The following is a 13,671-nucleotide window of genomic DNA, read 5'->3' on the forward strand; positions in this document are numbered from 1 at the left end:
GCGCACCCAGGGTTTCCCCTGAGCAGGTCCAGGGGACGCCTGGAGGTGCGACGTGCGGCCGCGCTGGAGCGTGGTGTGCATGACCACGAGGCCCGCACATGACGACCGTCGCGACGTTCGCGATGGAGCCCGGCGCCGACGAGGTGTGTGCCCCCGCGACGACCTACGGCGCTCCTCGCACGGACCGCACCCGCGTCGCCTACACGCTCGGCGAGGACGTCGGAACTGCGGGCTCCTCATGGTTCGGATCCTTATGACGCGCCGACGCGCCGACGCCGGCGGTGGCCGGCGGCCTCGCCGCGAGCCAGGACTGGCGACCGCGCCCGCGCCGCTGTGGCCGTGACGACGTGCCGCCTCTGGTGCCGCACGGAGCGGGGGCTGGAGGATGGACGCAGGGGAATCGAGGAGTGACTCCATGGCGAGCTACACCGTGAACACGTCCGCGGTCGCCCACGTCCGGTCGATGATCGACGCCCACCAGTACGTGCTCGACAGCGACTGGGGCGAGAGCCAGCCCGACGCCGCCGCGCAGAACGCCTACCTCGAGCGCCACTCGTGGTCCGACTACTCCGACTGGCACCTCGGGCTCACGGACGGCGCGACCGAGCAGACGAAGGCCCGGTACGCGTTCGTCGCCGGCGACTTCCGCCGAGTGCACCGCAGCGCGCTCATCGCGTGCGTGTTCCGGGCCTCGGAATGGCGCCACAAGGACGTCGAGCTCGCCGCGCACGACCTGCTGCAGCACCTGGACACGGTCAGCGGCTGAGCGGTGGCCAGCCGGTAGACATCAGGCCGCGGCCGGGTCGAGGACAACTTTGATGCAGCCGTCCGCCTTCTTCTGGAACATGTCGTAGGCGCCCGGCGCATCCTCGAGCGGGACGCGGTGCGTGCGCAGGTCCAGCACGCCGAGCGGGTCCGCGTCGTCGGACACCAGCGGCAGGAGGTCGTCGATCCAGCGCTTGACGTTGGCCTGCCCCATCCGCAGCGTGAGTCCTTTGTCGAAGAGCTGCATCATCGGGAACGGGTCCACGGCTCCCCCGTACACGCCGACGATCGAGACCGTCCCGGCCCGCCGGACCACGTCGAACGCGGTCTGCAGAGCCGCCAGCCGGTCGAGGCCCGCCTTCTCGACGACCGCGACCGCGACCTTGTCGGGCAGGATCCCGGTCAGCCTCTGGCCACCCGCCGCGATCGGCGATCCGTGTGCCTCCATGCCGACGGCGTCGATCGCGGAGTCCACGCCGCGTCCGTCGGTCAGGTCACGGACCGCTGCGGCGACGTCGTCGACCGCGCCGACGTCGATCACGTCGATGCCGTGCCGGCGGGCCATCGCGAGGCGTTCAGGCACGAGGTCCAGCCCGATCACCCGGGAGGCACCACGGTGGACCGCGATGCGCGTCGCCATCTGCCCGATCGGGCCGAGACCCACCACGGCCACGGTGCCGCCCGCGGGCACGTCCGCGTACTCCACGGCCTGCCATGCGGTGGGCAGGACGTCCGAGAGGTAGAGGTAGCGCTCGTCGGGACGGCCGTCGTCCGGGACCACGACCGGACCGAACTGTGCCTGTGGCACCCGCAGGTACTCCGCCTGCCCGCCGGGCACCTGGCCGTAGAGCTTGCTGAACCCGAACAGCGAGGCGCCCGTGCCCTGCGTGCGCACCTGGGTGGTCTCGCACTGCGCGAACAGCCCGCGCGCACACATCCAGCACGAGCCGCACGAGATGTTGAAGGGGATCACGACCCGATCGCCGACCCGGAGCGCGCCGGCCTCCGCCCCGACCTCCTCGACGACGCCCATCGCCTCGTGGCCCAGCACGTCGCCGGCGTCGAGGTACATGCCGAGCACCGCGTACAGGTGCAGGTCCGATCCGCAGATCGCGGTCGAGGTGACCCGGACGATCGCGTCGGTGGTCCGCTCGATCCGGGGGTCCGGCACCGTCTCGACGCTCACGTTCTCCCGGCCCTGCCACGTCAGTGCTCGCACGTCGGTCCCTCACCCTCGTCAGTGGAGCAGCGGTGCCCCCGGGCCAGGGTGCGCGTGCGCGGCCGGAACCGCGACCGGGCACGGACGGTCCGTCCGGTCGGTCCGCGTCAGCGCCGGTCGGCGCCCGGGTCCAGCAGGGAGTGCATCAGGACGCGGATCGGTCCGACGAGCTCCGCGGAGTCGGCCGACGCGAGGGGCTCGAGCGCAGTCGACGAGCGCAGCACGGCGATCCCCAGCGCCGCGCACAGCGCGAGCTGCGCCCGGACGAGGAGCTGCTCGCCCTCCGGCCCGTCCGGCGCGCCGCCGACGGCCTCCGCGAGGCGCCGGGCGTAGGACTGCAAGGTGTCCCGGCGGATCGCCTCGGCGTTCTCGTCGCCCGAGGTCCGCAGCAGCAGGACCAGCTGGTTCGGGTGCTCGGCGGTGCCCGGGTTCGCGAGCTGCTCCGCGACCGCATCGGCCACCTCCTCGACCGTCGACCGCGGCCCGAGCGAGCCGCCGAGCTCGGCCGAGACCCCCCGCAGGCAGGCCTCGAAGAGCCCTTCCTTGGAGTCGAAGTAGCGACTGATGAGGGCGGCGTTGACCCCGGCATCGTCGGCGATCTCCCGCACGGTCGTCGCCGCGTAGCCCCGCGCGGCGAAGCGCCGTCGGGCCGCGGTGAGCAGGAGCTGCCGGGTGGTGGCTGCGTCACGGCGCCTCGAGGTGGGCGCCGACGACGGAGATGCGGCGACGCGCATGGGACCTCCTTTGGTCCGGAGCAGCGTAGCGAGACGCGTGTCACAAGTAAACATCTGTTGACTTCGATTGCGCGAGGCACTCATACTCGAGTCAACAGGCGTTGACTTCTAGCACCCGAGGACCCCGTGTCACACTCCCCCGCCCTCCCCGACGTCGCCGACGTTGCCGAGCAGCACCGCTCCGGCAGCAAGTTCCTGGTGCTCTACCTGTCTCTCGGCGGCCTCGCGTTCGCCGTCCTCCAGTCCCTCGTCGCACCGGCCCTGCCGATCCTCGCGGAGGACCTCGCCGTCTCGACGGCCGACGCGAGCTGGATCCTCACGGCCTACCTGCTCGCCGCGTCGGTCCTGACCCCGATCCTCGGCCGCCTCGGCGACATGGTCGGCAAGCGCCGCGTCCTCATCGGCGTCCTGGCCGCCCTCGCCGTCGGCACGCTGATCGCGGCGCTCGCGCCGAACCTGGGCGTGCTCGTCGTCGCCCGCGTCCTGCAGGGTTCCGCCGGCGCGATCCTGCCGCTGTCCATCGGGATGGTCCGTGACGAGCTGCCGCGCGAGAAGGTCAGCGTCACGGTCGGGCTCCTGTCGGCGATCTTCGGCGTCGGCGCCGGCATCGGCATCGTCGCGGCCGGGCCGATCGTCGACAACCTGTCGTGGCACTGGCTGTTCTGGCTGCCCCTGGTGCTCGTGGTGATCGCCCTGCTCGGCGCCGTCTTCGGGATGAAGGAGTCGCCGGTGCGGACTCCGGGCCGGCTCGACGTGCTCGGCGCCGGGATCCTCACCGTCGGCCTGGTGTCGCTGCTGCTCGCCATCAGCAAGGGCCAGTCCTGGGGGTGGCTCGAGACGAAGACCGTCAGCCTGTTCCTCCTCGGCGTCGTCGCCCTGGTGGCGTTCGTCCTGGTGGAGCTGCGCGTGAGCCAGCCGCTGATCGACATCCGCCTGATGGCCAACCGTGGCGTGTGGGCAACCGACCTCGTCGCCCTGACGCTCGGCTTCGCGATGTTCGGGACGTTCCTGCTGGTCCCGACCCTGCTCGAGCTGCCCGCGGCCACCGGGATCGGGTTCGGCAAGTCCGTGTCCGAGGCCGGGCTCTTCCTGCTGCCGACGGTCCTGATGATGGTGGTGTTCGGCCCGATCGCCGGCCTGCTGGACCGCCGGTTCGGCCCGAAGCTGCCGATGTTCCTCGGCACGTTCCTCGTGGTCTGCGCGTTCGCGCTGCCCGGCCTCATGCACGACCATCTCTGGCAGGTGCTGGCCTCCGGGCTGCTCACCGGCGCCGGCATCGGCCTGGCCTTCGCGGCCATGTCCAACGCCATCATCGAGAGCGTCCCGGCGGCGCAGACCGGCGAGGCCAGCAGCGTGAACGTCATCTCGCGGACCATCGGCAGCAGCATCGGCACCGCCGTCGTCGCGGCCGTGATCACGTCGCACAGCACGCCGCAGGGGATGCCGACCGACGACGCGTTCACCTACGGGTTCCTCGTGTGCGCCGCGGTGGCGGTCCTCGCGGTCCTCGCCTCGGTCGCCCTGCCGTCGGCCCGTCACCGCCGCGAGCAGGCACTCGCGGCCGGCGTCAGCGACCTCCCGCCCGAGCCCGCCGAGCTCCACCTGCCGCACCCGCACCTGCCGGGCCACCACGACAGCAAGGCAGACACCCGGGCCTGATCCCGACCCGAGAGCCGAGTCCCCCGCAGCGCCTCCGCGCCTCGGGGGGCTCGGCTCTCTCGTGTGCGCCACACGAATAGTTCAGATGTGAGCGTTAACAAATCGTGACCTGAGGGCGCTTGACCGGACGGACCGCCCCGGTGCTTAATCGATGCCAGCGAGTTGGTGTATCGATACACCAACGGTTCGACGGAGAACCTCAAGGAGGTGCGCGATGACGCGACGACCGAGCTCAGCGCGTGCTCTCGCGCAGCACGAGACGCGGCGTGGGCATGACGACCTGCGGCTCCGGAGGCTCCGTCGCACCGATCCGGCGCAGCAGCAGGTCGACGATCGCGTCGGCCATCGCGTCGTTGTCGGGTTCGATGGACGAGAGCCGGGGCACGGAGTACTCACCCTCGTCGACGTTGTCGAATCCCACGACCTGCACGTCGTCGGGGACGGACCGACCGAGGTCCGCCAGGGCGCGGAGCACACCGAAGGCCACGACGTCCGTGATGGCCACGATGCCGTCCACGTCGGGCCGCTCGGACAGCAGCCGGTGGACCACGTCTCGGGCGGCGCCCATGTCGAGCTCCTCCGGCGTGACGACGAGCGTGAGGTCGGCGACCAGGCCGACCGACTCGTGCGCCCGGATCCATCCCTGCGTCCGCAGGCTCACCATGTCGTGCTCGGCGTGGTCCAGCGAGCCGCCGACCATGGCGACGACGCGGGAGCCGGTCGCGAGCAGGTGCCCGGTCGCCAGCTCGGCACCGCCGACGTTGTCCATGACCACGTGGTCGAACGTCCCCGGCACGTCTCGCTCGCCGATGAGCAGCGCGGGGCGGCCCAGCTCGATGCGACGCAGGTCGTCGGGCGTCAGGCCGGTCACGCTGAGCACCACGCCGTCGTAGAGCTGGACGCGCTCCTTGGCCACCGAGCTCAGCTGGCGCTCGCGCACCGCGCCGGTGCGCTCCACGGCGAGGTGCATCCCGTGGCGCTCCACCCGGTCCGCCAGGCGCCGGGCCAGCTGGCTGAAGTACGGCCGCTCGAGCTCCGGCACCAGCAGCCCGATGGCGCCCGTGCGACCCACGCGCAGGTAGCGCGCCGCCAGGTTCACCTCGTAGCCCAGCTCGTCGATCGCCTGCAGCACCCGCAGGCGCGTCGGCTCGCCCACCCGGTTCCTGCCGTTCACGACGTTCGACACGGTGATCTTGGACACGCCTGCGGCTTTGGCGACGTCGTCCATGGTGACCACCCCCCCATCTTGGTGCCCCGCGGCCCCCGCGGTGTGCCAGGCATCGCCCGACTCACCCATCTGACCGAGGAGACCTCCCGATGAAGCGACGCTCCCGGATCGCTACGGCCCTGACGGCCGCCGCGACCCTCGCCCTTGCCGTCACCGCTTGCAGCGGCGGCTCAGCCAGCGACGACGACACCCTCACCTTCCTGTCCTGGAGCGGCGAGGAGGTGATGGCACCGGTGGTGGCGGAGTTCGAGAAGGCGCACCCCGACATCAAGGTCAAGGTGTCCTACGCCCCGCCCGTCGCCGAGTACATCCAGGCGCTGCAGACGCGCGTGCTGTCGAACACGGCGCCGGACGTCTTCCTCATCGCCGCGKAGAACAAGACCAACCTCATCGAGGGCAAGCACGTCGTCGACCTGTCCGGCGAGCCCTGGATGTCGACCATCCCCGAGTTCAACCAGAACACCTACGGCTCGGGCGACGCGGTCTACGGAGCCTCCACCTCCACGTGGGGCGCGGGGATCATGTACAACGAGGAGCTGCTGGCCGAGGTCGGCGCCGACGGCGTGCCGGCGACGTGGGACGAGTTCCTGGCCCTGTGCCAGAAGCTCAAGGACGCGGGCATCACGCCGTACCTCGAGGACCTGTCGCAGATGCCGACGATCGTCTCGTCGTTCGTGGGCGCCCACAACGCCGCGGAGGGCTTCGGCATGGACGCCGCCATCTTCGACGGCACGTCGTCCTTCGAGAAGGAGTGGACCGAGCCGCTCACGCAGTTCAACCGGCTCTACGAGTCGGGGCTGGGCGACCCCAACACCGTCGGCCTGACCGGCGACCAGGTGTTCGACGAGTTCGCCAACGGACGCGTCGCCATGATCACCTCCGGCCCGTGGAACGTCACGCCGCTGAAGGAGGCGGCGCCGGACATGAAGTTCGCGATCGCCCCGATCCCTGCCGCGCCCGACGGTGACCCCTACCTCGCCGGTGCCGCGAGCCCGGGCTACGCCATCAACGCCCAGTCCGACAAGATCGAGCAGGCCAAGACGTTCCTGGAGTGGCTGGTGAGCGCCGAGGGCGTCGAGAAGTTCCAGTCGTTGTCGGCCGACATCACCGTCACGTCGGACTTCCAGCCCACCGTCGACCCGTCGCTCGACGCGATCGTCGAGGACGTGCGCGCCGGCAACGTGTACCTGCCGATGATCGCCTGGACCCGCTCGGAGGACGTACTCAACGTCGAGGCGGTCGCCCAGATCCAGCAGATGGTCCAGGGCACGGTGACGCCGCAGCAGGCCGCCGCCGCGCTCGACCAGAAGCTCGCCAGCTCCTGACGACCCGGCCGGTGGTGCGCGGGCCCGCGCACCACCCGCCCGGTCGCCGGACGCCGCGGCCGCCCGAGGCCCTCCGGCTGGGGCGGACCCCGCGCCAGCCAGCTGTTCCTCGTGCCGATCGTGCTCGTCTTCGTCGTGCTGTTCGTGATCCCGCTCGGTCAGACCGTCTACTGGAGCTTCACGGACTTCACCGGATACTCCGCCGACGTGAACTTCGTCGGCCTGGAGAACTACCGCGTGATCCTGCGTGACCCGTCGATGCTCGCCGGGCTCGGCTTCACGCTGCTGTTCGCCGTCGGCACCACCCTGCTCGTCACCGCGATCGCTATCCCGCTCGCGGTCCTGCTCAACAAGGCGTTCGTCGGGCGCAACTTCGTCCGCTCGGCGCTGTTCTTCCCGGCGATCCCGAGCATGGCCGTCCTCGGCCTGGTCTGGGCCTACATCCTGTCGCCGATCGCGTCGGGAGCCCTGAACACGGTCCTGAACAACCTGTTCGGCCTCGGGCCCGTGCCGTGGCTGTCCGACGCCAGCCTGGCGAGGCTGTCGGTCATCCTCGTCGGCGTCTGGGGCGCGGCGGGCTGGCACGCGGTGCTGTACCTGGCCTACCTGCAGTCGATCCCGGCCGAGCTGTACGAGGTCGCGACGATCGACGGCGCGGGCGCCATCGCGCAGTTCCGGCACATCACGCTCCCGCTGCTCACCCCCGGCATCGTGGTCAGCCAGTTCCTGCTCATGACGGGTGGCCTCAAGGTGTTCGACCTGCCGTACACCCTGACCAACGGCGGCCCAGGGTTCGCGACGTACACGATCACCCAGTCGATCATCACGTCCGGCGTCGGCCAGGGCCGCTACGGCCTGGCCTCCGCGCTCGCCGCCCTGTTCACCCTCGCGGTGGCCGCCCTGTCGATCGGGCAGCTGGTGCTGTCCCGCCGCGTGGAGAGGAACGTGCTGTGATCCGCCTGAAGCGGGCGACGCTGAGCGTCGTCATGATCGCGATCGCCTGCCTGGTCGCCCTGCCGCTGTACTACATCGTCGTCAACACGTTCAAGACGCAGGCCGAGATGGTCGCGTCTCCGATCGCGCTGCCGTCGCAGTTCACGCTGCAGAACTACATCGACGTGTTCCACGACGTCCCGCTCGTCCAGAGCTTCGCCAACACGCTCTACGTCACGGTCGTCGGCGTCCTGATCCAGCTGCTCGTGGGCGCGATGGCCGCCTACGGCATGATCATGCGCGCCTCGCGGTTCAACCGGATCCTCGGGATCGTCCTGGTCCTCGCCTTCGTCGTGCCCGCGCAGTCGACGCTCATCCCGCTGTACCGGATCCTCGTCGGCATCAACCAGGTGGACACCCTCAACGGGCTGGTCATCATGTACGCGGCGGGCGCGGTGTTCTGCTTCTTCCTCATCCAGGGGTACATGCGGACGCTGCCGTTCGAGGTGATCGAGGCGGCGATGCTCGACGGCGCCGGGGCCGTGCAGATCTTCTGGCGCATCGTCCTGCCGCTCATCCGGCCGATCCTGGTGACCGTCGGCGTGTTCCAGACGATGTGGGTGTGGAACGACTTCATCCTGCCGAACGTGTTCATCTCCTCCCCGGAGAAGCGGACGATCGTCCTGCAGGTGTACACGGCGGTCGGGGAGTTCCGGACCGACTGGCCGTCGTTCATGACCCTGAGCGTCATCGCACTGCTGCCCATGGTCGTGTTCTTCGTCGTCACCCAGCGGCACATCGTCTCGGGCCTGCTCGCCGGAAGCCTCAAGGGATGAGCCGCGCGGTTCCTGCCCCGCTGTTCACCGACCCCGTGCACCACGCGCCGACGGACCCGGTGGTCGTCGAGGCACCCGACGGCACGTGGCGGCTGCTGTACACGCAACGCCGTGCGGCCGATCGCTCGGGCAGCGTCGCCTGGATGCACGGCACCGAGATCGGCGTCGCGTCGTCCGACGACGGCGGCCTGACCTGGACGTACGCCGGTGTCGTCGACGGCCTCGACCACCTGCCCGGGCCGAACACGCTGTGGGCTCCGGAGATCGTCCGCATCGGCGCCGAGTACCACATGTTCCTCTCGCACGTGCCCGGCACCCCGGCCTCCTGGGACGCGACGCGCCGCATCACGCACCACACGTCGCCCGACCTGACCACGTGGACGTACCGCGGCACCCTGCCGCTGTCCTCCGACCGGGTCATTGACGCCTGCATCGTCCTGCTGCCGTCCGGCGGCTTCCGCCTCTGGTACAAGGACGAGGTGGCCGGCTCCCAGCAGTGGAGCGTCGACTCCTCCGACCTGGTCACGTGGACCGAGCCGCGGCCGGTCATCACCGAGCCGCCGGGCGAGGGGGCCAACGTCTTCCGCCTCGGCGGGTGGTGGTGGCTGCTGGTGGACGAGTGGCGCGGGCTGGGTGTCTACCGCTCGTCCGACCTCGAGTCGTGGGAGCGCGACGGGCTCGTGCTCGACTCCCCCGGCACCCGGCCGTGGGACGCCGGAACGGGCCGGCACGCCGACGTCGTGGTCGGGCGCACGCGCACCGACGACGAGGTCGCGTGGATCTTCTACTTCACGCACCGCGTCGAGCCCGGACCCGAGAACGTGGGCACGACCGACGAGCTCGACGGCGACGGGATCCCGCTCGCCMACCGCACCGACGTGCAGGTCGCCGCCGCCGTCGTGGTCGACGACCACCTCGTCTGCGACCGCGACGCCGACCCCGACCTCGACCTGCGACGCATCTCGGCCCTCGCCCACCCCTGATAGGAGCCTCGCCCACGATGCACGACACGACGCCCGCGCTCGTCGCGGCCATCGACCTCGATGTCCCCGGCCCGACCATCAACCGCCACCTGTACGGGCAGTTCGCCGAGCACCTCGGCCGCTGCATCTACGACGGCTTCTGGGTGGGCGAGGACGCCGACGTCCCGCACGTGGGCGGGATCCGCGCCGACGTGGTGGACGCGCTGCGCGAGCTCGCCGTGCCCAACCTTCGCTGGCCCGGGGGCTGCTTCGCCGACGAGTACCACTGGCGCGACGGCGTCGGACCCCGCGCGCAGCGGCCGCGCATGGTGAACACCCACTGGGGCGACGTCGAGGAGAACAACCACTTCGGCACCCACGAGTTCATGGCGCTGTGCGAGCTGCTCGGTGCCGAGCCGTACGTGTCGTCCAACGTCGGGTCGGGCTCGGTGCAGGAGATGAGCGAGTGGGTCGAGTACCTCACCCGCTCCGGCGACTCCCCGATGGCACGACTCCGCCGCGAGAACGGGCGCGACGAGCCGTGGGGCGTGCGGTTCTGGGGCATCGGGAACGAGCCGTGGGGCTGCGGCGGCAACCTGCGGGCACCGCAGTTCGCGTCGCTCGCTCGCCAGTACGCGACGTATGCCCGCGACCACGGCGACAACCGGCTGTACCGGGTGGCCGCCGGCGCCGCCGACGACGACTACGCCTGGACCGAGACCCTGATGAAGGAGGTCACGACGGGTCTGGGCGACCGCGCACCGCGCCCGCTGTTCCAGGCGGTCTCGTTCCACTACTACACGATGTCCGGCACGTGGTCGCACAAGGGCTCTGCCACCGCCTTCACCGACGACGAGTACTGGACGACGATCCGCCGCGCCCTGCACGTGCGCGAGCTGATCGCCGGGCACGCCGCCGTGATGGACGCCTACGACCCGACCAAGCAGGTCGGCCTCGCGCTCGACGAGTGGGGCACATGGTGGGACGTCGAGCCGGGCACCAACCCCGGGTTCCTGTTCCAGCAGAACGCTCTGCGCGACGCACTCGTCGCGTCCGTGCACCTCGACGCGTTCCACGACCACGCCGACCGGCTGCGCCTGGCGAACATCGCCCAGACCGTCAACGTGCTGCAGGCGATGGTCCTCACCGACCGCGATCGGCTCGTGCGCACCCCGACGTTCCACGTCTTCGCGATGAGCAAGGGGCACCACGACGCCGAGTCGTTGCCCGTGCGGGTGGTGACCCGGCGGTCGCACCAGGTGGACGACGCCGACGTCCCCACGGTCTCGGCATCGGCGTCGACCAAAGACGGCCGCGTGCTCGTCTCGGTCACGAACCTGGACCCCGACACCGGGGCGACCGTGCGCATCGACCTTCGCGGCCGTGCCGTCTCTGCACCCCGGGGCACGGTGCTCACCGCGGCGTCTGTGCGGGACCACAACACCGCCGACGAGCCCGACGCCGTCGCGCCGCGGCCGTTCGAAGCGTTGCGCCTGACCGGCACGACACTCGAGCTCGACCTCCCGCCGGCCAGCTTCGCCACCGTCGACCTCACGCTGGGCTGACGTCGGTCGCGACGGTGGGACCATGTGCCGTGCCTCCGACGACGACCGCCTTCACCATCGCCACCGACGACCCCCGGGCACCGGACGTGCTGGAGCTCCTGGGTGAGCACCTCGCGGACATGTTCGCGACCTCGCCGGCCGAGTCGGTGCACGCGCTCGACCCGTCGGCGCTCGCGGCGCCGGGCATCACGTTCTGGACGGCGCGCGACAGCCGGGGCGGCCTGCTCGGCTGTGCGGCGCTCAAGCAGCTGAGCGCGACGGTCGGCGAGCTGAAGTCCATGCGCACGTCGACCGCGGCGCGGGGGCGTGGCGTCGCGACGGCGGTGCTCAGGCACGTCCTGGCTGCCGCGACCGACCGCGGCATCCTGACGGTCCACCTCGAGACGGGGACCGAGGACTACTTCGCCCCGGCTCGCCGCCTCTACGAGCGCGCGGGGTTCGTCGAGTGCCCGCCGTTCGGGGACTACGGGCTCGACCCGCACAGCGTGTTCTACCGGCTCGGGCTCCCCGGCGCTGACCCGAGCTGATTCAGGTCGTCCGCAGCACCAGGAGGAACTGGCCGCCACCGGGCTCGGCGGTCGCCGTGACCTTGAGGTCCGGCGCGAACCGCGAGAGCCGGTCGACCAGCCACGCCGCCGCCTCGTCGGCGTCGGATCGTGTGGGGCAGCGGGCCACCACCTCACGCCCGCCCTTGCGGGTCAGCCGCTCGACCGTCGCGACGATGGGCGCCGGCTCCACGACGAACAGGTCCGGCGACCAGGCCACGACAGGCTTGACCGCGCCCTTGCGGGTGTTGCAGGCCCGGTGCGCCAGGCGCTCCGAGCCCGGGGTCGGCTTCTTGCCCTTCGGCGTCGCGCCGCCGTCGATGCTCGGGCCGCGGTCGGCGTTGACCGACGCCTCGGAGTCGACCGGCTCGTCGCACAGCCAGCATCGCCAGCCGTCGCGCTCGCCGACCTCCTGAAGGGTGCTCATGGCCGGAGCCTACGGGTCAGCCGGTGCCCAGCTTCTCGTCGAAGAAGTCGAGCACCCGGGCGACCGCCGTCTCGTCGCGGTGCTCGGTGAGGGTGGCGTGCCGGGAGCCGGGCAGGTCGACGGTGAGGAAGTTGTCGCCCAGCGCCCGGCGCAGCGTCTCGAACCGCGTGCCGACGGCCCGGTCTCCCACGTAGCGGACGCCCAGCACCTGGCAGCCGGCGTCGACCTTGGCCCGCACGGCGGCGACGTCGTCCGGACCGAGGCCCAGGTCGGCCGCGCGGCGACGGCCGATCGGGAACGGGGACGCGGGCTGGGCCAGCACCGGAGCGGCGATCGGCGCGTCGGCGAGCATGGCGAGGGCGAACCCGCCGGCGAAGCACATGCCGACCGCACCCACGCCCGGACCGCCGAGCTCGTCGTGCAGCTCGCGGGCCAGCGACCGGAGCCATCCGGCGACGGGGCTGGTCCGGCCGAGCGCGAAGGCGTGGAACTCCCGGCTCACGCACACGGCCGCGAGCGAGGTCGCGATCGCGCGGGGCGACGCGGGGGCGCCGGGCGTGCCGAAGAGCACCGGCATCACGACGGTGTGGCCCCGCGCGACGATCTCCTCCCCGAACCGGATGCAGTCGGGCGTGAGGCCGGGCAGCTCGTGGATCATGACGACCCCCGGGCCGCTCCCCTTCCGGTGGACGGGGTGCGTGACGCCGTCGGCGGTGTGCTCACCCGCGACCCATCCGTCGAGAAGGCTCATCGGGCGCTCCGTTCCTGAGGTCACCCCAAGTTGGCACGGGACGGCCGGGCACGCCCGTCGGCACGCGCAGGTCTCGCCCGCCGAGACCGACCCGGCCGATTCTTGACGCGGCATCGGCGCCGGTGTTCTGTGGGGCCGACTGTCCGACAGAGAGCGAGGCGACGGTGCGCATCACCACCGTGCTGGCCGCGGCGTCCGGAGCCGGCTCCGGCGTGGGCGGCCGCGCCGCGCTCGTGGCTCTCCTGCTCGCCGTCACGACCGTCGCCTGGCTGCTCGTCCGTCGGCGCACGCAGCACTTCCGACCGGTACACGTCCGACCCGAGGCGAACGCGCAGGTCGGCTCGACACTCACGGCCACCGACCTGGGCGTCGAGCTGGGGTCCCGCGCGACGCTGGTGCAGTTCTCCGCCCAGACCTGCGCGACGTGCCCGCAGGTCCGGCGCGTGCTCGGCGGCATCGCCGCGGCCGAGCCTGGCGTCGTGCACGTCGACCTCGCGTCCGAGGACCACCTCGACCTGGTCCGACGGTTCTCCGTCTTCCGGACCCCCACCGTGCTGCTGCTCGACTCGGCCGGGCACGTGCGCTCCCGGGCGTCCGGCCCGCTCACGGCGGAGCACGCGCAGGCCGCGCTCGGGGACCTCACCGAGCCCGTCGGGAGCGGCGCCACCGACTGACCTCGCGGCTATGGTGTCGGGATCCGGTGGGGACTGGCGAGGGAGCGA

Annotated in this window: 15 protein-coding genes; 10 read left to right on the forward strand and 5 right to left on the reverse strand. The window is 71.5% G+C overall.

Translation table 11 applies throughout. The features are described from left to right. Positions 1-98: 98 nt before the first annotated feature. Positions 99-257, forward strand: a complete 159-nt coding sequence (locus tag ACXJKA_RS13945) for a hypothetical protein (RefSeq protein WP_456825806.1) — start codon at positions 99-101, stop codon at positions 255-257. Between the two features lie 158 nt (positions 258-415). After that, the gene (locus ACXJKA_RS13950; RefSeq protein WP_456825807.1) at positions 416-766 is read left to right on the forward strand and encodes a hypothetical protein; all 351 of its coding nucleotides are present in this window, start codon (positions 416-418) and stop codon (positions 764-766) included. Between the two features lie 21 nt (positions 767-787). Here ACXJKA_RS13950 and ACXJKA_RS13955 read toward each other — a convergent pair whose 3' ends face one another. Together ACXJKA_RS13955 and ACXJKA_RS13960 are read right to left on the reverse strand one after the other, a co-directional pair. Then, positions 788-1,984 carry a zinc-dependent alcohol dehydrogenase gene (locus ACXJKA_RS13955; RefSeq protein ID WP_456825808.1) on the reverse strand — a complete coding sequence of 399 codons (1,197 nt, stop codon included), beginning with the start codon at positions 1,982-1,984 and terminating at the stop codon, positions 788-790. A gap of 107 nt (positions 1,985-2,091) precedes the next feature. Next, positions 2,092-2,718: a TetR/AcrR family transcriptional regulator gene (locus ACXJKA_RS13960; RefSeq protein WP_456825809.1), complete on the reverse strand. Its 627-nt coding sequence runs from the start codon at positions 2,716-2,718 to the stop codon at positions 2,092-2,094. Positions 2,719-2,844: 126 nt separating this feature from the next. Here ACXJKA_RS13960 and ACXJKA_RS13965 point away from each other — a divergent pair, with 126 nt between their 5' ends. Further along, positions 2,845-4,377 carry an MFS transporter gene (locus ACXJKA_RS13965; RefSeq protein WP_456825810.1) on the forward strand — a complete coding sequence of 511 codons (1,533 nt, stop codon included), beginning with the start codon at positions 2,845-2,847 and terminating at the stop codon, positions 4,375-4,377. Positions 4,378-4,609: 232 nt separating this feature from the next. On the opposite strand, the gene ACXJKA_RS13970 is transcribed toward ACXJKA_RS13965, so the two are convergent. Next, positions 4,610-5,605 (reverse strand): LacI family DNA-binding transcriptional regulator, encoded by a 996-nt coding sequence (locus tag ACXJKA_RS13970; protein ID WP_456825811.1) that lies wholly within the window; start codon positions 5,603-5,605, stop codon positions 4,610-4,612. 89 nt (positions 5,606-5,694) lie between these two features. Between ACXJKA_RS13970 and ACXJKA_RS13975 the strand changes: the two genes are divergently transcribed. From ACXJKA_RS13975 to ACXJKA_RS14000, 6 genes are all read left to right on the forward strand, one after another. Beyond that, complete coding sequence (locus ACXJKA_RS13975; protein WP_456825812.1) at positions 5,695-6,930, forward strand: ABC transporter substrate-binding protein; 1,236 nt, start codon at positions 5,695-5,697, stop codon at positions 6,928-6,930. A gap of 111 nt (positions 6,931-7,041) precedes the next feature. Next, a complete protein-coding gene (locus ACXJKA_RS13980) occupies positions 7,042-7,884 on the forward strand; it encodes a carbohydrate ABC transporter permease (protein WP_456825813.1) in 843 nt (280 codons plus the stop codon). Continuing rightward, positions 7,881-8,699 (forward strand): carbohydrate ABC transporter permease, encoded by an 819-nt coding sequence (locus tag ACXJKA_RS13985; protein ID WP_456825814.1) that lies wholly within the window; start codon positions 7,881-7,883, stop codon positions 8,697-8,699. Before ACXJKA_RS13980 ends, ACXJKA_RS13985 begins: the two co-directional genes overlap by 4 nt. After that, on the forward strand, positions 8,696-9,682 hold the full coding sequence (locus ACXJKA_RS13990; protein ID WP_456825815.1) for a family 43 glycosylhydrolase: 987 nt from the start codon (positions 8,696-8,698) through the stop codon (positions 9,680-9,682). The genes ACXJKA_RS13985 and ACXJKA_RS13990 overlap by 4 nt, the downstream gene beginning before the upstream one ends. A 17-nt stretch (positions 9,683-9,699) precedes the next feature. After that, positions 9,700-11,226, forward strand: a complete 1,527-nt coding sequence (locus tag ACXJKA_RS13995; protein WP_456825816.1) for an alpha-N-arabinofuranosidase — start codon at positions 9,700-9,702, stop codon at positions 11,224-11,226. A gap of 29 nt (positions 11,227-11,255) precedes the next feature. Next, positions 11,256-11,753, forward strand: coding sequence for a GNAT family N-acetyltransferase (locus tag ACXJKA_RS14000; RefSeq protein WP_456825817.1), 498 nt, complete (start codon positions 11,256-11,258; stop codon positions 11,751-11,753). A 1-nt stretch (position 11,754) separates the two neighbouring features. Here the strand turns inward: ACXJKA_RS14000 and ACXJKA_RS14005 are convergent, their stop codons facing one another. Continuing rightward, positions 11,755-12,198: a hypothetical protein gene (locus ACXJKA_RS14005; protein WP_456825818.1), complete on the reverse strand. Its 444-nt coding sequence runs from the start codon at positions 12,196-12,198 to the stop codon at positions 11,755-11,757. Between the two features lie 16 nt (positions 12,199-12,214). Continuing rightward, complete coding sequence (locus tag ACXJKA_RS14010) at positions 12,215-12,949, reverse strand: dienelactone hydrolase family protein (RefSeq protein WP_456825819.1); 735 nt, start codon at positions 12,947-12,949, stop codon at positions 12,215-12,217. Positions 12,950-13,113: 164 nt separating this feature from the next. On the opposite strand from ACXJKA_RS14010, the gene ACXJKA_RS14015 reads away from it, so the two are divergent. Next, entirely contained in the window at positions 13,114-13,623 is a 510-nt protein-coding gene (locus ACXJKA_RS14015) for a TlpA family protein disulfide reductase (protein ID WP_456825820.1), read from the forward strand. Positions 13,624-13,671: the final 48 nt, after the last annotated feature.

The sequence above is a fragment of the Cellulomonas sp. P5_E12 genome, from assembly GCF_054049315.1.

Bases quoted from the DNA above. Each gene is read 5' to 3' on its own strand.
- ACXJKA_RS13970 (WP_456825811.1), bottom strand. From the start codon at position 5,605: ATGGACGACGTCGCCAAAGCCGCAGGCGTGTCCAAGATCACCGTGTCG.
- ACXJKA_RS13945 (WP_456825806.1), top strand. From the start codon at position 99: ATGACGACCGTCGCGACGTTCGCGATGGAGCCCGGCGCCGACGAGGTG.
- ACXJKA_RS13950 (WP_456825807.1), top strand. From the start codon at position 416: ATGGCGAGCTACACCGTGAACACGTCCGCGGTCGCCCACGTCCGGTCG.
- ACXJKA_RS14010 (WP_456825819.1), bottom strand. From the start codon at position 12,949: ATGAGCCTTCTCGACGGATGGGTCGCGGGTGAGCACACCGCCGACGGC.
- ACXJKA_RS13960 (WP_456825809.1), bottom strand. From the start codon at position 2,718: ATGCGCGTCGCCGCATCTCCGTCGTCGGCGCCCACCTCGAGGCGCCGT.
- ACXJKA_RS14005 (WP_456825818.1), bottom strand. From the start codon at position 12,198: ATGAGCACCCTTCAGGAGGTCGGCGAGCGCGACGGCTGGCGATGCTGG.
- ACXJKA_RS13995 (WP_456825816.1), top strand. From the start codon at position 9,700: ATGCACGACACGACGCCCGCGCTCGTCGCGGCCATCGACCTCGATGTC.